16 protein-coding genes are annotated in these 21170 nt (G+C 62.0%); 2 read left to right on the top strand and 14 right to left on the bottom strand.

The annotated features are described in order from the left end of the window. Nucleotides 1–75: 75 nt before the first annotated feature. The 3 genes from fusA to rpsL form a co-directional block, all read right to left on the bottom strand. Nucleotides 76–2166 carry an elongation factor G gene (gene fusA / locus NKJ37_RS23500; protein WP_023762913.1) on the bottom strand — a complete coding sequence of 697 codons (2091 nt, stop codon included), beginning with the start codon at nucleotides 2164–2166 and terminating at the stop codon, nucleotides 76–78. 29 nt (nucleotides 2167–2195) lie between these two features. Then, entirely contained in the window at nucleotides 2196–2666 is a 471-nt protein-coding gene (rpsG, locus tag NKJ37_RS23495) for a 30S ribosomal protein S7 (protein WP_008875664.1), read from the bottom strand. A gap of 76 nt (nucleotides 2667–2742) precedes the next feature. Then, complete coding sequence (gene rpsL / locus NKJ37_RS23490; protein ID WP_006333356.1) at nucleotides 2743–3114, bottom strand: 30S ribosomal protein S12; 372 nt, start codon at nucleotides 3112–3114, stop codon at nucleotides 2743–2745. Nucleotides 3115–3611: 497 nt separating this feature from the next. Here rpsL and NKJ37_RS23485 point away from each other — a divergent pair, with 497 nt between their 5' ends. Further along, nucleotides 3612–3893, top strand: a complete 282-nt coding sequence (locus tag NKJ37_RS23485; RefSeq protein WP_013531420.1) for a transcriptional regulator — start codon at nucleotides 3612–3614, stop codon at nucleotides 3891–3893. A 181-nt stretch (nucleotides 3894–4074) separates the two neighbouring features. Beyond that, entirely contained in the window at nucleotides 4075–5001 is a 927-nt protein-coding gene (locus NKJ37_RS23480) for a Gfo/Idh/MocA family protein (RefSeq protein ID WP_023814291.1), read from the top strand. 33 nt (nucleotides 5002–5034) lie between these two features. On the opposite strand, the gene NKJ37_RS23475 is transcribed toward NKJ37_RS23480, so the two are convergent. The 11 genes from NKJ37_RS23475 to NKJ37_RS23425 form a co-directional block, all read right to left on the bottom strand. Beyond that, nucleotides 5035–5700 carry an O-methyltransferase gene (locus NKJ37_RS23475; RefSeq protein ID WP_023814290.1) on the bottom strand — a complete coding sequence of 222 codons (666 nt, stop codon included), beginning with the start codon at nucleotides 5698–5700 and terminating at the stop codon, nucleotides 5035–5037. A gap of 81 nt (nucleotides 5701–5781) precedes the next feature. After that, nucleotides 5782–9978 (bottom strand): DNA-directed RNA polymerase subunit beta', encoded by a 4197-nt coding sequence (gene rpoC / locus NKJ37_RS23470; protein ID WP_023814289.1) that lies wholly within the window; start codon nucleotides 9976–9978, stop codon nucleotides 5782–5784. Between the two features lie 132 nt (nucleotides 9979–10110). After that, the gene (gene rpoB, locus NKJ37_RS23465) at nucleotides 10111–14247 is read right to left on the bottom strand and encodes a DNA-directed RNA polymerase subunit beta (protein ID WP_023814288.1); all 4137 of its coding nucleotides are present in this window, start codon (nucleotides 14245–14247) and stop codon (nucleotides 10111–10113) included. A 251-nt stretch (nucleotides 14248–14498) separates the two neighbouring features. After that, nucleotides 14499–14876, bottom strand: coding sequence for a 50S ribosomal protein L7/L12 (gene rplL / locus NKJ37_RS23460; protein WP_352775202.1), 378 nt, complete (start codon nucleotides 14874–14876; stop codon nucleotides 14499–14501). 54 nt (nucleotides 14877–14930) lie between these two features. Further along, the gene (rplJ, locus tag NKJ37_RS23455) at nucleotides 14931–15449 is read right to left on the bottom strand and encodes a 50S ribosomal protein L10 (protein WP_013531412.1); all 519 of its coding nucleotides are present in this window, start codon (nucleotides 15447–15449) and stop codon (nucleotides 14931–14933) included. A gap of 394 nt (nucleotides 15450–15843) precedes the next feature. Next, nucleotides 15844–16542, bottom strand: coding sequence for a 50S ribosomal protein L1 (rplA, locus tag NKJ37_RS23450; protein WP_013531411.1), 699 nt, complete (start codon nucleotides 16540–16542; stop codon nucleotides 15844–15846). Between the two features lie 4 nt (nucleotides 16543–16546). Continuing rightward, nucleotides 16547–16975 (bottom strand): 50S ribosomal protein L11, encoded by a 429-nt coding sequence (rplK, locus tag NKJ37_RS23445; RefSeq protein WP_013531410.1) that lies wholly within the window; start codon nucleotides 16973–16975, stop codon nucleotides 16547–16549. A gap of 158 nt (nucleotides 16976–17133) precedes the next feature. Continuing rightward, nucleotides 17134–17661 carry a transcription termination/antitermination protein NusG gene (gene nusG, locus NKJ37_RS23440; RefSeq protein WP_013531409.1) on the bottom strand — a complete coding sequence of 176 codons (528 nt, stop codon included), beginning with the start codon at nucleotides 17659–17661 and terminating at the stop codon, nucleotides 17134–17136. Between the two features lie 27 nt (nucleotides 17662–17688). Next, nucleotides 17689–17892, bottom strand: a complete 204-nt coding sequence (gene secE / locus NKJ37_RS23435) for a preprotein translocase subunit SecE (protein ID WP_013531408.1) — start codon at nucleotides 17890–17892, stop codon at nucleotides 17689–17691. 370 nt (nucleotides 17893–18262) lie between these two features. Next, nucleotides 18263–19387, bottom strand: coding sequence for an NAD(P)/FAD-dependent oxidoreductase (locus tag NKJ37_RS23430; RefSeq protein WP_352775199.1), 1125 nt, complete (start codon nucleotides 19385–19387; stop codon nucleotides 18263–18265). A 79-nt stretch (nucleotides 19388–19466) separates the two neighbouring features. Further along, nucleotides 19467–21008: an amino acid ABC transporter permease/ATP-binding protein gene (locus tag NKJ37_RS23425; RefSeq protein WP_023814286.1), complete on the bottom strand. Its 1542-nt coding sequence runs from the start codon at nucleotides 21006–21008 to the stop codon at nucleotides 19467–19469. Between the last annotated feature and the right edge of the window lie 162 nt (nucleotides 21009–21170).

The raw sequence follows: 21170 nt of genomic DNA, 5'->3' as shown, positions 1-21170 counted from the left end.
CGCTAAGGGGATATTGTTATTCGCTCTTCAGATCCGGCACCGCGCAAGGAGCGCGACCCGGTGGCTAAGAAACCCTTAGGCGTATTTCTTCTGGACTTCCTGAGCCACTGCGGTCGGAACCGGCTCATAGTGATCGAACTGCATGGTGTAGGCCGCACGGCCCTGGCTCATCGAGCGCAGGTTGTCGACATACTTGAACATGTTGGCGAGCGGCACCATCGCGTTGATGACGACGGCCACGCCGCGCGCTTCCTGGCCCTGGATCTGGCCACGACGACCGTTCAGATCGCCGATGACGCTGCCGACGTAATCTTCCGGCGTCACCACTTCGACCTTCATGATCGGCTCCAACAGCTGCACGCCAAGCTTGGGTGCGGCTTCACGGAAGCAGGCGCGGCCGGCGATTTCGAAGGCCAGAACGCTGGAGTCGACATCGTGGTAAGCGCCGTCGATCAGGGTCGCCTTGACGCCGATCATCGGGAAGCCCGCGAACGGACCCGAGGTCATGACGCTGTTGATGCCCTTTTCGACACCCGGGATGTATTCCTTCGGCACGGCGCCGCCGACGATCTTGGTCTCGAACTCGAACTCGCTGCTGTCCGGGTTCGGCTCGAAGACGATCTTGACGCGAGCGAACTGACCGGTACCGCCGGTCTGCTTCTTGTGCGTGTAATCCTGCTCGTGCCTGCGGGTGATGGTCTCGCGATAAGCCACCTGCGGTGCGCCGACATTGGCCTCGACCTTGAACTCGCGACGCATGCGGTCGACGATGATGTCCAGGTGAAGTTCGCCCATGCCGGAAATGATGGTCTGGCCGCTTTCCTCGTCGGTCTTGACGCGGAAGGACGGATCCTCGGCGGCCAGGCGGTGAAGGGCGAGGCCCATCTTTTCCTGGTCGTTCTTGGTCTTCGGCTCGATGGCGATCTGGATGACCGGATCGGGGAATTCCATGCGCTCGAGAATGACCGGATGCAGCGGATCGCTCAGCGTGTCACCGGTGGTCGTGTCCTTGAGACCGGCAAGAGCAACGATGTCGCCTGCAAAAGCCTCTTCGACGTCGGCGCGCGAATTCGCATGCATCTGCAGCATGCGGCCGATGCGCTCTTTCTTGCCCTTCACGGTGTTGTCGACCGAGATGCCCTTGGTGAGCTTGCCCGAATAGATGCGGGCAAAGGTCAACGAACCGACGAACGGGTCGTTCATGATCTTGAAGGCGAGCATCGACAGCGGCTCGTTGTCGTCGGCATGACGCTCGATCTCGGCGTCGGTCTTGGCATCGACGCCCTTGATGGCGGGAACATCGGCGGGCGACGGCAGATATTCGACGACGGCGTCGAGCAGCGGCTGCACGCCCTTGTTCTTGAAGGCCGAGCCACAGAACATCGGGTAGAACTTCACCGCGATGGTGCCCTTGCGGATCAGCGCACGGATCTCGTCATTCGACGGCATCTTGCCTTCGAGGTAATTCTCAAGCGCCGTCTCGTCCATTTCGACGGCGGCCTCGATCATCTTCTCGCGGTATTCTTCGGCACGAGCCTTGAGGTCGTCCGGGATCTCGACGACATCCCAGGCAGCGCCCAGCGTCTCGTCGCGCCAGACCAGCGCGTTCATCTCGACGAGGTCGACGACACCCTTGAACTCGGTCTCGGCGCCGATCGGCAGCTGCATGACAACGGCATGCGCACCGAGGCGCGAGCCGATCATCTCGACCGAGCGATAGAAGTCGGCGCCGATCTTGTCCATCTTGTTGCAGAAGATCATGCGCGGAACGCGGTACTTGTCGGCCTGGCGCCAGACGGTCTCGGTCTGCGGCTCAACGCCGGCATTGGCATCGAGCAGCGCGATGGCGCCGTCGAGAACGCGCAGCGAACGCTCGACTTCGATGGTGAAGTCGACGTGGCCGGGGGTGTCGATGATGTTGAAGCGGTGCATCTTGCCGTCACGAGCCTTCCAGAAGGTCGTGGTCGCGGCGGACGTGATGGTGATGCCGCGCTCCTGCTCCTGCTCCATCCAATCCATGGTGGCAGCGCCGTCGTGGACTTCGCCGATCTTGTGCGACTTGCCCGTGTAGTAGAGGACGCGCTCGGTGGTCGTCGTCTTGCCGGCGTCAATATGCGCCATGATACCGAAATTGCGGTAGTCTTCGATCTTGTATTCGCGGGCCATCGTAGCTGCCTCTCAGTCTCGTTCGCGCTTTACCAGCGGTAGTGCGCGAAAGCGCGGTTGGCTTCAGCCATCTTGTGGGTGTCTTCACGCTTCTTGACTGCCGTGCCGCGGTTGTTGGCCGCATCCATCAGCTCGCCGGAGAGGCGGTCGACCATCGTGGTCTCGTTGCGGTTGCGGGCCGCTGCGATCAGCCAGCGAATGGCCAATGCCTGGCGGCGCTCGGGGCGCACGTCGACCGGAACCTGGTAGGTGGCGCCGCCGACACGACGCGAACGCACTTCAACATGCGGCGCGACATTGTCGAGCGCCTGATGGAAGACGGTGACCGGCTCCTGCTTGGTCTTCGACTGAACCTGGTCGAGCGCGCCGTAGACGATGGTCTCGGCGACCGACTTCTTGCCGTCATACATAACGGCGTTCATGAACTTGGTGACGATCAGATCGCCGAACTTCGGGTCCGGATTGATCTCACGCTTTTCTGCACTGTGACGACGCGACATGGCTTTTGTCTCTCAATCTCATAGCCCGACGCACTCAAGCAGCGCCAAGGCCGGAAAATCTTACTTCGGACGCCCCTTACTTCGGACGCTTGGCGCCGTACTTCGAACGGCGCTGCTTGCGGTTCTTCACACCCTGCGTGTCGAGCACGCCGCGGATGATGTGGTAGCGAACGCCCGGAAGATCCTTGACGCGGCCGCCGCGGATCATGACCACGGAGTGCTCCTGAAGGTTGTGGCCTTCGCCGGGGATGTACCCGATCACTTCAAAACCATTGGTCAGGCGGATCTTGGCCACCTTGCGCAGCGCCGAGTTCGGCTTCTTCGGCGTCGTTGTATAGACGCGCGTGCAAACGCCCCGCTTCTGCGGGTTCTGCTGCATGGCCGGGACCTTGTTGCGCTTCACCGGCGCAATGCGCGGCTTGCGGATCAGCTGGTTGACGGTAGGCATTAAACCCTCTTGTCTCTCAATTCCGTGTCTCGCCCGGTCAGGGCCGCTCAAAGCGTCATTTCCATACGCAAATTCGGGCCATAAACCGCGCCTCGCGGTCTTGCCCGAACAAAAGGCAGAGGAAGCGGAAGCCGCTTCGTGCACGCCGGAAATGTCTTTTCGCTCGTAAAACGAACCCTGTTTGAGGCAAACTCCAAAGCGTGTCGCTTCGGAAGGGAGAGCCTCACATCGGTTCTGACTGGGCGGCTTCTACTCGTAAGACCGCGGACCGTCAAGCCCGGAGCACCAAATATTGCACGCCGACCAAGGCTTGGCAGCCATGCGAAAACCGCATGTAATTTTCTTTCGCATTTTTGCAAGAGCGAGGAAGAAAGTGACAAACCTTCAGGCAAAGTGAATGGGTTTGCGCTGTTGCGCGGCCTTGCTTCATGCGAAAAGGCCGCATGAGCAGTCAAAACCCCCTCGCCCGCCCACCCGCTGCCAAGAGGAATCGGCCCGTGAACGACAACGAAGAACGCCCGGTCACCATCATCACCGGCCGGGTGTGGAAGAAAAAAGGCGGCAAACCGGAAGGCGTCCACGTCATGCTGGTTGCGCCCGACGACGATTCGGCGGTGCGCCGGGCACTCGAATCGCTTGCCGCCGAAGGGTACGCCGAGGCCGAGCTCGACCAGATCGGCGACATGGACGGCATCCCCGACGAAGAGCCGCATATCTCCGCCTTCCAGGGCGCGCTCGAAGGCGAAGTGTCGATCGTCACCTTCGACGTGCCGATCTGACCCCGACCTCCCGGTCCAGCTTTCGAATCGGCTACCGAGACGAATCGGCGACCGAGGCCTTCCCAGCCAAAAATGTGCACTGCCGCTCGAGGAAGGCTGAGCTTGCCTGCTCGGCTTCGGCTTGCCCGGGGCAAGTGTTCTGATAAGAAACCATCACCATCATCAAACAGACGGAGCGGCCGTGTCCCAGCCCATCAAGATAGGCATCGTCGGCGTCGGCAAGATCGTCCACGACCAGCATCTGCCGGCTCTGGCGAAAGACCAGGACTATCGCCTCATCGCGGCCGCAAGCCGGCATGGCAAGGTAGAAGACATCCCCAATTTCACTGATATCGAAGCCATGCTCGATGCCGTTCCCGAACTCGAGGCCGTGTCGCTCTGCATGCCGCCGCAGTTCCGCTACGACGCGGCGCGCACCGCGCTGATGGCGAAGAAGCATGTCTTCCTGGAGAAGCCGCCTGGCGCCACTGTCAGCGAGGTCGAGGACCTCAAGACATTGGCCGCGCAGAACGGCGTCTCGCTGTTCGCCAGCTGGCACTCGCGCTATGCGCCGGCGGTCGAGGCCGCGCGCGCATTTCTCGACACGACCAAGATCAAGTCGGCCGCCATCAACTGGAAGGAAGATGTGCGCCGCTGGCACCCGAACCAGGAATGGATCTGGGCTCCCGGCGGTTTTGGCGTCTTCGATCCCGGCATCAACGCGCTCTCGATTGCCACCCATATCCTGCCGGCGATGTTCATCACCTCGGCGGTGTTGGATTTTCCCGAAAACCGCGCCTCCCCGGTTGCCGCGCGCGTCGCCTTCCGCACCTCGAATGGATTGCCGGTGACGATGGATCTCGACTGGCTGCAGACCGGCCCGCAAAGCTGGGACATCCTGGCCGAGACCGACAAGGGCGCCATGGTGCTGTCGGGCGGCGGCTCGAAGCTCGCCATCGACGGCAAGGTGGTTCATGACGAGCCGGAGGCCGAGTACCCGATGCTCTACAAGCGCTTTGCCGAAATCGTGCGCGCCGGCACCTCCGATGTCGACCTCGCGCCCCTCCAGCATGTGGCCGACGCCTTCATGCTCGGCAAGCGCAACGTGGTCGAGGCTTTTTTCGATTGAACAGGGGCGGCTTGGCTGTTCGCCGATCGGCCGTCACTCCACAATCGCAATGGCAAAGCCATCATAGCCTTTGGCGCCGACGGTCTGGATGGCGGTGCCGTCCAGACGCTTCTCGCTGCCGATGAACGAGAATGCGGCGCGTGCCCCTTCTACATTGGGATCACGGCCACCCTGATCGAGCACTGCGCCGTCGCGGATGACGTTGTCGCAGACGATGACGGTTCCGGGCCGCGACAACCGCATGGCCCAGGATAGGTAGTGCGGATTGTTCGGCTTGTCGGCATCGATGAAGATGAAGTCGAATGGACCGGCATGCTCGGCGCCAAGTGCTGCAAGCGACTGAAGCGCCGGACCGACCCGCAGTTCCACCCGCTCCAAGACGCCTGCCCGCTCGAAATTCGATCGCGCGACGCTGGCGTGATGCGGGTCGAGTCCAAGTGTCACGATCTTGCCGTCGGCAGGCAGTGCGCGCGCCATCCAGATGGTCGAATAGCCGCCCAGCGTGCCGATTTCGAGAACCTTTTTGGCTCCCCGCATCCGCGCAAGAAGGGAAAGCAGCTTGCCCTGCGCCGGCGACACGTCGATCGCCGGCAGGCCCTGATCGTGGTTGGCCGCCAGAACGGCATCAAGCACGGGGTCCGCCTCAAACAGGGAACCGACGATGTAGTCGTCGACTGCCGCCCAGCTTCTTTTGCTCATCGTTTTCTTCTCCGATCCAATTGGAGACCTAAACGCGAAAAGGGGCCATTCGGCCCCTTTTCCTCTTCCCTTTCCGTCCGCTTACTGCGCGGCGGTTGTCATGTCGGCCAGCATCGGCTCGGCGACTTCCACACCCGAGGCCTTGCGGCGCTCGTCGATGATCAGTTCGTCGCGCGAGGTGGCGATGCGCCGAATCTGGCTCATCGTGCCGCCGGTGCCGGCCGGGATAAGCCGGCCGACGATGACGTTTTCCTTCAGTCCCTGCAGCATGTCGGTCTTGCCGGCAACCGCGGCTTCCGTCAGCACTCGGGTCGTCTCCTGGAAGGAGGCGGCCGAGATGAAGGATGGCGTCTGCAGCGATGCCTTGGTGATGCCGAGCAGCACCGGCAGGCCTTCGGCCGGCTTCTTGCCGTCCTCGACCAGACGCTCGTTGACCTCTTCCAGTTCGATCACGTCGACATGATCGCCCGGAATGTAGGTCGAGTCGCCCTGCACCGTGATCTCGACCTTCTGCAGCATCTGGCGAACGATCACCTCGATGTGCTTGTCGTTGATCTGCACGCCCTGCAGACGATAGACTTCCTGGATCTCGTTGACGAGGTAGGAAGCAAGTGCCTCCACGCCCTTGATCGCCAGGATGTCGTGCGGCGCCGGATTGCCGTCGAGGATGTAGTCGCCCTTCTCGATGACGTCGCCGTCCTGGAGATGGAACGGCTTGCCCTTCGGGATCAGGTATTCGACCGGCTCAAGCGTCGAGTCATGCGGCTCGATGATGATGCGACGCTTGTTCTTGTAGTCGCGGCCGAAGCGGATCGTGCCGTCGATCTCGGCGATGATGGCGTGATCCTTCGGACGACGTGCCTCGAACAGTTCGGCAACACGCGGCAGACCGCCGGTGATGTCCTTGGTCTTGGCGCTTTCCATCGGAATACGCGCCAGCACGTCGCCGGGACGAACCTGCGAGCCCGGCTCGACCGAAAGAATGGCCTCGACCGAGAGCAGGAAGCGCGCGTCGCCGCCCTTCGACAGCTTGCCGACCTTGCCCTTGGCGTCCTGGATCGCGATCGCCGGCTTCAGGTCGTTACCGCGTGGCGTCGAGCGCCAGTCGATGACCTCACGCTTGGTGATGCCGGTCGACTCGTCGGCCGTTTCCTGAACGGAAATGCCGTCGACCAGATCCTCGTACGACACCCTGCCCTCGATTTCGGTGAGGACTGGACGGGTATAGGGATCCCACTCGGCGATACGCTGGCCGCGCTTCACCTTGTCACCATCGTCCACGAAGATGCGCGAACCATAGGTGAGACGGTGCGAGGCGCGCTCCTTGCCGGCTTCGTCGAGGATCAGCACCGCCATGTTGCGGCCCATGACCATCTGCTGGCCGTCGGAGTTGCGCACCACGTTGCGGTTGCGGATCTCGACCTTGCCCTCATACGAGGCTTCAAGGAACGAGCTGTCCACCACCTGCGCGGTACCGCCCATGTGGAAGGTACGCATGGTGAGCTGCGTGCCCGGCTCGCCGATCGACTGCGCCGCGATGACGCCGACGGCTTCACCCTGGTTGACCGGGGTGCCGCGGGCCAGATCGCGACCGTAGCAGACCGCGCAGACGCCAACCCTGACTTCGCAAGTCAGTGCCGAGCGGATGCGGACCGACTGGACGCCGGCCTTTTCGATCTGTTCCACGTCACGCTCGTCCATCAGCGTTCCGGCCTTGACCAGGATCTCGCCCGACACCGGATGTGTGATGTCGTCGAGCGACGTACGGCCCAGCACGCGCTGGCCGACCGAAGCGACGACCTGACCGGCATCGACGATCGGCTGCATGGTGAGGCCCTTGTCGGTGCCGCAGTCGACGGAGTTGACGATGCAGTCCTGCGCCACGTCGACCAGACGACGGGTGAGGTAACCCGAGTTCGCCGTCTTCAAGGCGGTGTCGGCCAGACCCTTGCGGGCGCCGTGGGTCGAGTTGAAGTACTCGAGCACGGTCAGGCCTTCCTTGAAGTTCGAGATGATCGGCGTCTCGATGATTTCACCCGACGGCTTGGCCATAAGGCCGCGCATGCCGGCGAGCTGACGCATCTGGGTGGGCGAGCCACGCGCACCGGAGTGCGACATCATGTAGATCGAGTTCATCGGCTTCTGACGGCCATTGTCCTCGAACTCGACCGCCTTGATGCGGGCCATCATTTCGTCGGCGACCTTTTCCGAGCACTTGGCCCAGGCGTCGACGACCTTGTTGTACTTCTCGCCCTGCGTGATCAGACCGTCATTGTACTGCTGCTCGTATTCCTTGGCCAAAGCCTCGGTGTCGGAGACCAGCTTGATCTTGGCATCCGGGATCAGCATGTCGTCCTTGCCGAACGAAATGCCGGCACGGCAGGCATGGCTGAAGCCGAGCGCCATGATGCGGTCGCAGAAAATGACCGTCTCCTTCTGACCGCAGTGGCGGTAGACGGTGTCGATCATCTTGGAGATGTTCTTCTTGGTCATCTCCTGGTTGGCGGTCTCGTAAGGCACGTTGACGTTCTTCGGCAGAAGCTCGCCGATGATCATGCGGCCAGGCGTGGTGTCATGGATCTTCGACACGACCTTGCCTTCGGCGTCGACCGTACGGAAACGACCCTTGATCTTGGAGTGCAGCGTCACCGCCTTGGTCTCGAGCGCGTGCTGGAGTTCGCCCATGTCGGCAAACACCATGCCCTCGCCCGGCTCGTTCTGGTTGACGATCGAGAGATAGTAGAGACCCAGAACCATGTCCTGCGACGGCACGATGATCGGCGCGCCGGAAGCCGGGTGCAGGATGTTGTTGGTCGACATCATCAGCACGCGGGCTTCAAGCTGCGCTTCCAGCGACAGCGGCACGTGAACGGCCATCTGGTCGCCGTCGAAGTCGGCGTTGAAGGCCGTGCAGACCAGCGGGTGCAGCTGGATCGCCTTGCCTTCGATCAGGATCGGCTCGAACGCCTGGATGCCGAGACGGTGCAGCGTCGGCGCACGGTTCAGCAGCACCGGATGCTCGCGGATGACCTCATCGAGGATATCCCAGACTTCCGGACGCTCCTTTTCGACCAGCTTCTTCGCCTGCTTGACGGTCGAGGAGTAACCCTTGGCGTCGAGACGGGCGTAGATGAAGGGTTTGAACAGTTCGAGCGCCATCTTCTTGGGCAGGCCGCACTGGTGCAGCTTGAGCTCCGGACCGGTCACGATGACCGAGCGGCCGGAATAGTCGACGCGCTTGCCGAGCAGGTTCTGACGGAACCGGCCCTGCTTGCCCTTGAGCATGTCGGACAGCGACTTCAGCGGGCGCTTGTTGGCGCCGGTGATGACGCGGCCGCGACGGCCGTTGTCGAACAGCGCATCGACGGCTTCCTGCAGCATGCGCTTTTCATTGCGCACGATGATGCCGGGAGCGCGCAGCTCGATCAGCCGCTTCAGACGATTGTTGCGGTTGATGACGCGGCGATAGAGGTCGTTCAGATCCGACGTGGCGAAGCGGCCGCCGTCCAGCGGGACGAGCGGACGCAGGTCCGGCGGGATCACCGGAACCACCTTCATGATCATCCATTCCGGACGGTTGCCGGATTCCATGAAGTTCTCGACGACCTTGAGCCGCTTCAGATACTTCTTCTGCTTCAGCTCGGAGGTGGTCGAAGCCAGTTCCGAACGCAGGTCGCCGGCGATCTTCTCCAGGTCCATGCCGGCCAGGAGGTCATGAATGGCCTCGGCGCCGATCATGGCGGTGAACGAATCCTCGCCATACTCGTCGACGGCGATCATGTACTCTTCCTCGCTGAGCAGCTGGTGCTCCTTCAGCGCGGTGAGGCCGGGTTCGGTGACGATGTAGTTCTCGAAGTAGAGGACGCGCTCGATGTCCTTCAGGGTCATGTCGAGCAGCGTGCCGATGCGCGACGGAAGCGACTTCAGGAACCAGATATGGGCGACCGGTGCCGCCAGTTCGATATGGCCCATGCGCTCGCGGCGAACGCGCGACAGCGTGACTTCAACGCCGCACTTCTCGCAGATAACGCCCTTGTACTTCATGCGCTTGTACTTGCCGCACAGGCACTCATAGTCCTTGATCGGGCCAAAAATGCGCGCGCAGAACAGACCGTCACGCTCCGGCTTGAAGGTGCGGTAGTTGATGGTCTCCGGCTTCTTGATCTCGCCGAAAGACCAGGACAGAATCTTCTCAGGGCTGGCAAGCGATATCCGGATGGAATCGAACACCTGCGCAGGCGCCTGCGGATTGAAGAGATTCATGACCTCTTGGTTCATGCCGTTCTCCTTTTCGGGGTCCTCGAAGACCCCTTGCATCTAGTCGCGAGCCAAACGCCCGCCGTCGTGTGTCGGCCACCGGCCGAAGAATTTGGTGCGCTCGGTCGCGATTTCCGCGACCGAGCGTCTTGTTTACTCGGCCGCGTCGGGCAGCCGGACAGGGTTGTCGTCGAGCTTGGTGTTCTCCAGCTCGACATTGAGGCCGAGAGACCGCATTTCCTTGACGAGAACGTTGAAGCTCTCGGGGATGCCGGCCTCGAAGGTGTCGTCGCCACGGACGATCGCCTCGTAGACCTTGGTACGGCCGGCGACGTCGTCGGACTTCACCGTCAGCATTTCCTGCAGCGTGTAGGCGGCGCCGTATGCTTCGAGCGCCCAGACTTCCATCTCGCCGAAGCGCTGGCCACCGAACTGCGCCTTGCCGCCCAGCGGCTGCTGCGTGACGAGCGAGTACGGACCGATCGAACGCGCGTGGATCTTGTCGTCCACGAGATGGTGAAGCTTGAGCATATATATGTAGCCCATCGTCACCTTGCGATCGAACGGCTCGCCCGTGCGTCCGTCATAGAGCTGCGACTGACCGCTGGTGTGCAGGCCCGCCTGCTCCAGCATGATGTTGATGTCAGCCTCATGCGCGCCGTCGAACACCGGGGTCGCGATCGAGACGCCGCGGCGCATCTGCTCGCTGAGGCGAACGATGCTCTCGTCGTCATAGTCACGAACCGGCTCGTTGCGGTCGTTGGCCGGGATGAAGCTCTCGAGCGTCTTGCGCAGCGGCTTGATGTCGCCGGCTGCCTTGTACGTGTCGATCAGCTCGCCGATCTTCCTGCCCATGCCCGCGCATGCCCAGCCCAGATGCGTTTCCAGGATCTGGCCGACATTCATGCGGCTCGGCACACCCAGCGGGTTGAGCACGATATCGGCATGCGTGCCGTCCTCGAGGAAAGGCATGTCCTCGACCGGAACGATCCGCGACACGACACCCTTGTTGCCGTGACGGCCGGCCATCTTGTCGCCGGGCTGCATCTTGCGCTTCACGGCCACGAAGACCTTGACCATCTTCATGACGCCCGGAGGCATTTCGTCGCCGCGCTGGACCTTCTCGACCTTGTCCATGAAACGCTGTTCGAGCGCCTTCTTGGAATCGTCGTACTGGCCACGCAAGGCTTCCAGTTCGCTCTGGAGCTTTTCGTTCTCCACGGCAAACTGCCACCACTGCGAACGCGGATACTCGTCGAGCGTATCCTTGGACAGCGTCGAGCCCTTCTTGAAGCCCTTCGGTCCGGCGATCGCTTCCTTGCCGACGAGCACGTCGGAAAGACGCGCGTAGACGTTACGGTCCAGGATGGCCTGCTCGTCGTCGCGGTCCTTGGCGAGGCGTTCGATCTCCTCGCGCTCGATCGCCATGGCGCGCTCGTCCTTCTCCACACCGTGGCGATTGAAGACGCGCACCTCGACGACGGTGCCGAAAGTGCCAGGAGGCATGCGCATCGAGGTGTCGCGCACATCGGATGCCTTTTCGCCGAAGATGGCGCGCAGAAGCTTCTCTTCCGGCGTCATTGGGCTTTCGCCCTTCGGCGTGATCTTGCCGACCAGGATGTCGCCCGGCTGAACTTCCGCACCGATGTAGACGATGCCGGCTTCGTCGAGGTTCTTCAGCGCTTCTTCCGAGACGTTCGGAATGTCGCGCGTGATTTCCTCCGGCCCGAGCTTGGTATCGCGCGCCATGACCTCGAACTCCTCGATATGGATCGAGGTGAAGACGTCATCGGCCACGATGCGTTCGGACAGGAGGATCGAGTCCTCGTAGTTGTAGCCATTCCACGGCATGAACGCGACCAGCACGTTGCGGCCGAGCGCCAGATCACCGAGCTCGGTCGACGGACCGTCGGCGATGATGTCGCCCTTGTTGACGAGGTCACCCATGCGAACCAGCGGACGCTGGTTGATGCAGGTGTTCTGGTTCGAACGCTGGAACTTCATCAACCGGTAGATATCGACGCCGGACTTGCCCGGATCGAGATCTTCGGTGGCGCGGATAACGATACGCGTCGCGTCCACCTGGTCGACGATGCCGCCGCGGCGGGCGCCGATGGCGGCGCCCGAGTCACGGGCGACGATCGGCTCCATGCCGGTGCCGACGAACGGCGCCTCGGCGCGCACCAGCGGCACGGCCTGACGCTGCATGTTCGAGCCCATCAGAGCGCGGTTGGCGTCGTCGTTTTCCAGGAACGGGATCAGGGCCGCGGCCACCGACACCATCTGCTTGGGCGACACGTCCATCAGATCGACGTTTTCGCGCGGCGCCATCATCACTTCGCCGGCACTGCGGCAAATGACGAATTCGTCGACGAAACCACCGTTCTTGTCGAGCTCGGCGTTGGCCTGCGCGACGTGGTGCTTGGCCTCTTCCATCGCCGAGAGATAGACGACGTCATTGGTCAGCTTGCCGTCGACGATCTTGCGGTACGGGCTCTCGATGAAGCCGTACTTGTTGACGCGTGCGAAGGTGGCCAGCGAGTTGATCAGACCGATATTCGGGCCTTCCGGCGTCTCGATCGGGCAGATGCGGCCGTAATGCGTCGGGTGCACGTCGCGCACCTCGAAGCCGGCGCGCTCGCGGGTCAGACCGCCCGGTCCAAGCGCCGAAAGGCGGCGCTTGTGGGTGATCTCCGACAGCGGGTTGGTCTGGTCCATGAACTGCGACAGCTGCGAGGAACCGAAGAACTCGCGCACGGCGGCAGCCGCCGGCTTGGCGTTGATCAGGTCCTGCGGCATGACCGTGTCGATCTCGATCGAGGACATACGCTCCTTGATCGCGCGTTCCATGCGCAGCAGGCCGACGCGGTACTGGTTTTCCATCAGCTCGCCGACCGAACGCACGCGGCGGTTGCCGAGATTGTCGATGTCGTCGATCTCGCCCTTGCCGTCGCGCAGTTCAACCAGCGTCCTGACCACGGCCAGGATGTCGTCCTTGCGCAGCACGCGCACGGTGTCCTCGGCCTTGAGCTCGAGGCGCATGTTCATCTTGACGCGGCCAACGGCCGACAGATCGTAGCGCTCACTGTCGAAGAACAGCGAGTTGAACATGGCTTCGGCGGTTTCGAGCGTCGGCGGCTCGCCGGGGCGCATGACACGATAGATGTCGAACAGCGCGTCCTGGCGGCTCTCGTTCTTGTCGACGTTGAGCGTGTTGCGGATATAGGCGCCGACATTGACGTGGTCGATGTCGAGAACCTTGATCTCGTCTTCGCCGGTGCCGAGCAGAACCTTCAGCGTCTTCTCGTCGATCTCGTCCCCGGCTTCGAGGAATATCTCGCCGGTGGCGTAGTTGACGATGTCCTCGGCCAGGTAGTTGCCGAGCAGATCCTCGTCGGTCGCCTTGATCGCCTTCAGACCCTTTTCGCCAAGCGCCCGAGCCTGACGTGCCGTGATCTTCTTGCCGGCTTCGACGACGACTTCGCCGGTATCGGCATCGACCAGGTCGCCGACGGCCTTGAGGCCGCGGAAACGCTCGACGTTGAACGGAATGCGCCAATGGTCGCCGGCGCGCTTGTAGGTGATCTTGTTGTAGAAGGTCGACAGGATTTCTTCGCCGTCCATGCCGAGCGCCATCAGCAGCGACGTCACCGGAATCTTGCGGCGACGATCGATGCGGGCGTGCACGACGTCCTTGGAATCGAACTCGATGTCGAGCCACGAGCCGCGATAGGGGATGACGCGCGCGGCAAACAGAAGCTTGCCCGACGAGTGCGACTTGCCCTTGTCATGGTCGAAGAAGACGCCCGGCGAGCGGTGCATCTGCGAGACGATGACGCGCTCGGTGCCGTTGACGATGAAGGTGCCATTCAGCGTCATGAGCGGCATGTCGCCCATGTAGACGTCCTGCTCCTTGATGTCCTTGATGGACTTGGCGCCGGTATCCTCGTCGATATCGAACACGATGAGGCGCAGCGTCACCTTGAGCGGCGCGGCATAGGTCAGGTCGCGCTGACGGCATTCGTCAACGTCGAATTTCGGTCCTTCGAACTCATACTTCACGAACTCCAGCATCGAGGAGCCGGAAAAATCGGAGATCGGGAAGACCGACTTGAAAACAGCCTGCAGTCCCTCGTCCGGACGCCCACCCTTGGGCTCCGCCACCATCAGGAACTGGTCATAGGATGCCTTCTGAACCTCGATCAGGTTCGGCATCTCCGCAACTTCCGGAATCTTTCCGAAGAACTTGCGTACGCGTCTGCGGCCATTGAAAGTCTGGGTCTGGGCCATCGTCGCTCCTTAGCTCTAAACTCGGGACGAGCCTCGCCGCGGCTCGCCTTGCATGCTGGGCCACCTTGGCGGCAACCCTCTGTCTGTTTTCCCGGCGCCTGTCGGCGGCCGGCTAGAACGGGAGAAAACCCGTTTCCTGAAGGCCGGTTCTCGGCCCTCAGGAAAGAGGTTCTCGTAGATCTCGCGTTACGCGCACTCCCTTCGGGCGAAGGGAGTGGCGGACGGCGCGAGGCCGCCCGCCGCTTTTACGCTTACTTCAGTTCGACCTTGGCGCCGGCTGCTTCCAGCTGGGCCTTGAACTTGTCAGCGTCGGCCTTGGAAATGGCTTCCTTGACCGGCTTCGGAGCCGCTTCGACCAGGTCCTTGGCTTCCTTGAGGCCAAGACCGGTGATGGCGCGGACTTCCTTGATGACGTTGATCTTCTGAGCGCCTGCCTCGGTGAGGACGACGTCGAATTCCGTCTTTTCCTCGACCGGAGCAGCAGCGGCCGCACCACCGCCAGCGGCGGCAACAGCCACCGGAGCAGCGGCGGAAACGCCCCACTTTTCTTCCAGAAGCTTCGACAGCTCAGCCGCCTCGAGGACGGTCAGCTTCGAAAGGTCGTCTACGATCTTTGCGAGATCAGCCATTGTTGTATTCCTTCATAAGGTTCGAACGTGTGTTTGTGATAGCGAGGAACGGCCTCATGCCGCCTCGTCCTTCCGGGCGTAAGCGCCGATGACGCGCGCGACCGAAGCCGCTGGCGCATTGACGATCTGGGCGATCCGGGTTGCCGGCGTGGCGATCATGCCAACCAGCCTGGCGCGCAGCTCATCGAGCGACGGAAGTGTGGCGAGTGCCTTCACACCGTCGGCATTGAGCGAGGTGGTGCCCATTGCGCCGCCGAGAATGACGAGCTTGTCATTTCCCTTGGCGAAATCGGACGCGACCTTCGGCGCCGCAATCGGATCCTCCGAATAAGCAATCAGCGTCTGTCCCTTGAACAGCTCGATGATCGATGCGGAGTCCGTGCCCTGAAGAGCGATTTTGGCGAGACGGTTCTTCGCGACTTTGACGGTGCCACCGGCGGCGCGCATTTTCGACCGAAGGTCGTTCATTTGCGCGACGGTGATACCGGCGTAGTGGGCCACGACCACTGAACCTGCGTTCGAGAACGCACCGTTCAGGCCCGTGACGAGTTCGCGTTTTTCCGCTCTGTCCACTGCCTATCTCCAGTTGACCCCAATCCTGTTAACGGGAACATCCCATTGACGAGGACAGGCGTCGGGTTGCCTTTTGTCGGCCGGGCCATCCAGTAACGGATCTCCCGAACGACGCTCGAGGATCCTGCCCCCTTTCGCCACATCGACAGTCAAGCCGGCGATGCGCAGACAAAAGGCAAACACGGTTCGAACCTTTCATTGGAGCAATCGCTCCGTTGTCCGGTCTTCACCCGTCTCATGCAGGCCCAAATCGAATTAAGGCTTCTGGGCCGCCTGCAATCTCGGACAGGATGTCCGGAAGCCTTTCGACTTCCGGCACCGGGCCGCCAACTAGGTCGGAGGCCCGGAATTCACTTGCGGATCAGCCGCTTAGCGGCCGATCCAAATGTTCGTATCAGGACGCGTTGAGCGTCGCGACGTCGAGCTTGAGGCCCGGGCCCATCGTCGAGGTGACCGACACCTTCTTGACGTAGTTGCCCTTGGCGCCAGTCGGCTTTGCCTTGGTCACCGCATCGGCGAAGGCGCGGATGTTCTCTTCCAGCGCCTTGACGTCGAACGAGACCTTGCCGACGCCGGCATGGACGATGCCAGCCTTCTCGACACGGAACTCGACGGCGCCGCCCTTGGATGCCTTGACGGCGGCGGCAACGTCGGTGGTGACGGTGCCGACCTTCGGGTTCGGCATCATGCCGCGCGGGCCGAGCACTTTGCCCAGACGACCGACCAGCGGCATCATGTCCGGCGTGGCGATGCAGCGATCGAAATCGATCGTGCCCTTCTGGACGATGTCGACCAGATCCTCGGCACCAACGATGTCGGCGCCGGCGGCGCGGGCTTCGTCTGCCTTGTCGCCACGGGCGAACACGGCGACACGCACCGAGCGGCCGGTGCCGTTCGGCAGGTTGACCACGCCGCGGACCATCTGGTCGGCATGGCGCGGGTCGACGCCGAGGTTCATGGCGACTTCGATGGTCTCATCGAACTTCACCGAGGAACGGTCCTTGAGCAACTTCAGCGCATCGCCCAAGGCATAAGCCTTGTTGGGATCGATGCCTTCGCGGGTCTTCGATACGCGCTTTGCAATCTTTGCCATGATCTTAGCCCACCACTTCCAGACCCATCGAGCGGGCGGAGCCCTCGACCATGCGCATGGCCGCTTCGACGTCGTTTGCGTTCAGGTCTTTCATCTTCGCGGTGGCAATCTCGCGGACCTTGTCACGCGAAACCGTACCGGCCTTGACCTTGCCCGGCTCCTTGGAACCAGACGTCAGGTTCGCCGCCTTCTTCAGGAAGTAGCTCACCGGCGCCGTCTTCATGACGAAGGTGAAGGACTTGTCCTGATAGTAGGTGATGACGACCGGAACCGGCGATCCCTTTTCCATTTCCTGGGTCTGCGCGTTGAACGCCTTGCAGAATTCCATGATGTTGATGCCACGCTGACCAAGCGCCGGGCCGATCGGGGGAGACGGCGTAGCCGATCCCGCTTTCACCTGGAGCTTGAGCTGGCCTGCAATTTTCTTAGCCATCTCTTTTCCTGCCTTTGTCTATGCCGGTCACGCCGGCGGTTGCAGTCTGGTGGTGCGATCCATGCGGCCGGCTAAAGCCGCATTCGTCTCCCACCGTTCTCAGGCCGCGCTTCCGCGCCGCCTCCCCTGATCGCCAAACCGGCGTCAGGGATTTCGGATCAGCCCTTTTCGACCTGTCCGAATTCCAGATCGACCGGCACGGCGCGCCCGAAGATCGAAACTTCCACCTTGAGCCGCGCCCGCTCCTCGTCCACTTCCTGGACGAAACCGTTGAACGACGCGAAGGGACCGTCCGAAACGCGGATCGCTTCGCCGATCTCGAACGTGACCGAGGGCTTGGGCCGCTCGACGCCTTCCTGCACCTGGTTCAGGATGCGCTGCGCTTCCGCCTCGGTGATCGGCACCGGCTTGGAGTCGCCCAGAAAGCCGGTGACCTTCGGTGTGTTCTTGACCAGCGAGAACACCGCATCGGTCAGATTGGCCTTCAGGAGCACGTAGCCCGGGAAGAACTTGCGCTCGGCATCGACCTTGCGGCCGCGGCGAACTTCGACGACCTTCTCGGTCGGAACCACGATCTGGTGGATGTCGGCGGACAGGCCCTTCTGCTTGGCCTTGTTCTCGATATCCTCGGCGACCTTCTTTTCAAAGTTCGAATAGGCGTGGACGATGTACCAGCGCGCGGTCATTTCAAGACTTCTCCGTAATCGCCGGACTTAGCGTCCGATGCCCAGAATCTGTTCGACCGCGAGGCCCATGAGCTGATCGGCGGTGAAGAAAAAGATCATCGCGATCACTGCGAAGGCCAGAACCATCACCGTCGAGATCATCGTTTCGCGCCGCGACGGCCAAGTCACCTTGGCGGTCTCCGCGCGGACCTGCTGGAGAAAGACGAAAGGATTTGTGGTTTTCGAAGCCATATGCCGCTCTGTCTTCAAGACCCGTTGGCCGGGTCTCCTGGATGATCCCGCTGGCCGGGACGTGCCGCCTGAGCGAATTTCGCGCCGAATCAGCGCAATCATTTCGCCCATGCAAATCAGACGCGTAAAGCCGGTTTCCCAGCTCCACGCGTCGCGTGTCTGTTTCGTCTACATAAAACCGATTCTTGATCCACGCAAGTGGCAAGTCTCCGCTTTATGACCAAACACCGACTCGGAACCATCCAGTCGTTCCGTCCCGGCTATGGCGCTCTTATGCCCCAATCAGGCTAATATGGCAAGCGGGTCGCCGATTTTCAAAGGGCAGACCGCAGAAATGTCGCTGATGGCCACACGAAACAATTCCGAAAGCCTAAGCAAAGCGGCTTGGGCGGAACTTGGCAAGCAGCGGGTGCTCTCTTCCGGTGGCGATCTCGTCGGCAATGAGTTCACCGGCGATCAGGCCAAGCGTCGCGCCGCTGTGGCTGAAGGCGACGTAGTATCCCTGGATATCTTTCAACAAGCCGAAGACCGGCTCGCCGTCGCCCGGAATCGGCTTGGGGCCGACACCATAACTCTCCAATTCCAGCTTTGGATGTCCCTCGAGGACCTTCGCGGCTTGTTCAAGAAGTCCATCAATCGTCGAGCCCTTCACCCCATAGGTGCCGTCTGCATTGATGATTACCTCTTCTTCCGACCAGGCGGAATCGAGCGCGAGGGCTCCGTCCGGCGTCGGGCGGATGGCGACGCGCGGCGTGTTGAGCACGGCCCGAAGAGCCAAATCGACCGGCTTGGTCCTGACCAGCAGCGCGATCGGCGTCCCATCCTCGATATGGTGGCCTGTGGCCGCAACCATTCGCGGCACATCACTGCCGGTCGCCAGGAGGACTGCATCGGCAGGAAAGTCGATGCCGCTGGTCGTGGTGGCGCCAGTGGCACGACCATCGACAACCGTGACCGTGGCCCTGCCGGCATCGGTGACCAGTCGCCCGCCGCGCTCCACGAACTCCGCAATTAATGCATCGATCAGCGATGGCAGGTCGACCCAGCCTTCCCCTGGGTTGAAAATGGCTCCCTGCGGCGTGACGGCGCCTGCGGCAACGCCTGGTGTGACCGCCGCTATGGCGGCCGCGGTCAGGTGCTGTGCGTCATAGCCGAGATCCTTTTCATGGGCGAAGACATCAGCAATCTGGTTCGAGGCGTCGTCCGCATCCCATGTCAGGCCGCCATCGAAACGCAGCCACGCAGCATCCGGATATCTCGCCGACAACGTCCGGTAGCGGTCGATACCGATCATGCGCAAGCGATGATACTCAGCCGACCGCTTGCGCGCTGAATTGAGCCAGGAGAGCGAGCGGCCCGACGCCCCCTGGGCAAGCGGTCCATCGTTGACGAGGATCGTTTCGATGCCAAGCCGCGCGAGATGAACGGCTGTGGAGACACCGAAAATGCCGCCTCCGACAACGACGACCTTCGAGACCGGATGCGATGTAACCATGAGATGTTCTTTCACTGTGTAGAGAGTGGATTGAGCGACCGAAGGCGTTCCACGCATATCGGCCAGATGGCGATGCGGATCACAGCACTTCGGCGAGGAAGTGCTTCAAGCGCGCGCTTTTGGGAGTGTCGAAGATCGCAGCGGGCGTGCCGGCCTCGATGACACGGCCCTCATCCATGAAGATGACCTGATCGGCGACCTTGCGGGCAAAACCCATTTCATGGGTCACCACGACCATTGTCATGCCACGTCGGCCGAGGTCAGCCATCAGGTTGAGAACGCCCTTCACCAGTTCCGGATCGAGAGCGCTCGTCACCTCGTCGAACAGGATCACCTCAGGGTCCATTGCCAGTGCACGGGCGATTGCCACCCGCTGCTGCTGGCCACCGGAAAGACTGCCGGGACGATGGTGTTTGCGTGCGGCAAGGCCAACATCGGCGAGGCGCGCCTCGGCGATGCGCTCGGCTTCCCGCACCGGAAGGCCCTTGACCTTGGTCAGCGACAGCATGACGTTTTCCAGGGCTGTGTGGTCGGGAAACAGGTTGAACTGCTGGAACACCATGCCGACACGCCGGCGCAGCTTTTCGGGCTTCATCGCCAGGATGCTCGCGCCATCGAGCAGCACGTCACCGCCCTTGGGCTCGACCAAGCGGTTAAGGCAGCGCAGCAAGGTCGACTTGCCCGACCCTGACGGACCGATGACGCAGGTGACCGTGCCCGGCTTGACCGTCAGGCTGACGCCCTTCAGGACATCGAGATCGCCATAGGCCATGTCGAGATTGGTGACGGCGAGACTACCACCCTTGAAGCGTGAAAGCGCCGAGCTGTCTTCAGGGCTGGCCTCGGAGAGCGGGCTGCCGACGGCGCTCTCCAGTTCGCTCACCTCGGCAAGGCCGCTGGTGACGAGGCCTGCCTTTTGCTTTCCGACCCGCAGCGAGTTGTCGATGTAATTAACCACGTGGGTCAACGGCACGGTGATCACGAGATAGAACACGCCGGCCAGCAGCAATGGCGACAGGTTTCCGGTGACCACCGCCTGGTCCTGACCGACGCGGAAAATCTCGCGCTCCGATGCGAGCAGACCGAGGAAGTAGACGAGGCTCGAATCCTTGACGTTGCCGATGAACTGGTTGACCAGCGCCGGCAGGACGCGGCGGATGCCCTGCGGGATGACGATCAGGCGCATGCCCTGCCCGTAGCTCATGCTGAGCGCCCGGCAGGCTTCCATTTGCCCGCGCTCGACGCTCTGGATGCCCGAGCGGAAGATTTCGCCGATATAGGCGCCGGCGATCAGGCTGAGGGCCAGAATGCCGAGCGGAAAGGGCGAAGGCCCAAAGATTTCACGGCCGATGCGCGCAAAGCCCTGGCCGATCAGAAGGATCGTGACGATCGCCGGAAGGCCACGGAAAATGTCCGTGTAGACCCGGGCCGGAATGCGCAGCCAGCGCGATTGCGAGATGCCCATGACTGCCAGGATCATGCCGAGCACGACACCCAGCACCGTGGATGCGGCCGCGAGGATCAAGGTGTTCTTCAATCCGATGGTGATCATGCTTGGCAGCACGTCCGCCATGGCTTGCCAGTCAAGGAAACTGCGCCGCAAGTTTTCAAGCCAGTTCATTCGGCCCCCTTTCGGTTGCGCTGTCCGCATCGTCCGACATCAAACGCGGCAGCGCGTGGTCCGGGCCCCCGCGCCCCAAACCCCGGGGCGGGGGGGGTTTTTATTTTGGGGGGGTTTTTTTGGGGAAGGCGGGGCCGGGGCAGGAGCGTTTTAAAAAAAAAC

Source organism: Mesorhizobium sp. M0140 (assembly GCF_040322475.1).
Classification (GTDB): Bacteria; Pseudomonadota; Alphaproteobacteria; order Rhizobiales; family Rhizobiaceae; genus Mesorhizobium.
Note: the sequence above shows the minus strand (reverse complement) of the source record. Positions and strands in the feature narration are given on the sequence as shown.

Bases quoted from the DNA above. Each gene is read 5' to 3' on its own strand.
- fusA (WP_023762913.1), bottom strand. From the start codon at position 2,166: ATGGCCCGCGAATACAAGATCGAAGACTACCGCAATTTCGGTATCATG.
- rpsG (WP_008875664.1), bottom strand. From the start codon at position 2,666: ATGTCGCGTCGTCACAGTGCAGAAAAGCGTGAGATCAATCCGGACCCG.
- rpsL (WP_006333356.1), bottom strand. From the start codon at position 3,114: ATGCCTACCGTCAACCAGCTGATCCGCAAGCCGCGCATTGCGCCGGTG.
- NKJ37_RS23475 (WP_023814290.1), bottom strand. From the start codon at position 5,700: ATGAGCAAAAGAAGCTGGGCGGCAGTCGACGACTACATCGTCGGTTCC.
- rpoC (WP_023814289.1), bottom strand. From the start codon at position 9,978: ATGAACCAAGAGGTCATGAATCTCTTCAATCCGCAGGCGCCTGCGCAG.
- rpoB (WP_023814288.1), bottom strand. From the start codon at position 14,247: ATGGCCCAGACCCAGACTTTCAATGGCCGCAGACGCGTACGCAAGTTC.
- rplL (WP_352775202.1), bottom strand. From the start codon at position 14,876: ATGGCTGATCTCGCAAAGATCGTAGACGACCTTTCGAAGCTGACCGTC.
- rplA (WP_013531411.1), bottom strand. From the start codon at position 16,542: ATGGCAAAGATTGCAAAGCGCGTATCGAAGACCCGCGAAGGCATCGAT.
- rplK (WP_013531410.1), bottom strand. From the start codon at position 16,975: ATGGCTAAGAAAATTGCAGGCCAGCTCAAGCTCCAGGTGAAAGCGGGA.
- nusG (WP_013531409.1), bottom strand. From the start codon at position 17,661: ATGACCGCGCGCTGGTACATCGTCCACGCCTATTCGAACTTTGAAAAG.
- secE (WP_013531408.1), bottom strand. From the start codon at position 17,892: ATGGCTTCGAAAACCACAAATCCTTTCGTCTTTCTCCAGCAGGTCCGC.
- NKJ37_RS23430 (WP_352775199.1), bottom strand. From the start codon at position 19,387: ATGGTTACATCGCATCCGGTCTCGAAGGTCGTCGTTGTCGGAGGCGGC.
- NKJ37_RS23425 (WP_023814286.1), bottom strand. From the start codon at position 21,008: ATGAACTGGCTTGAAAACTTGCGGCGCAGTTTCCTTGACTGGCAAGCC.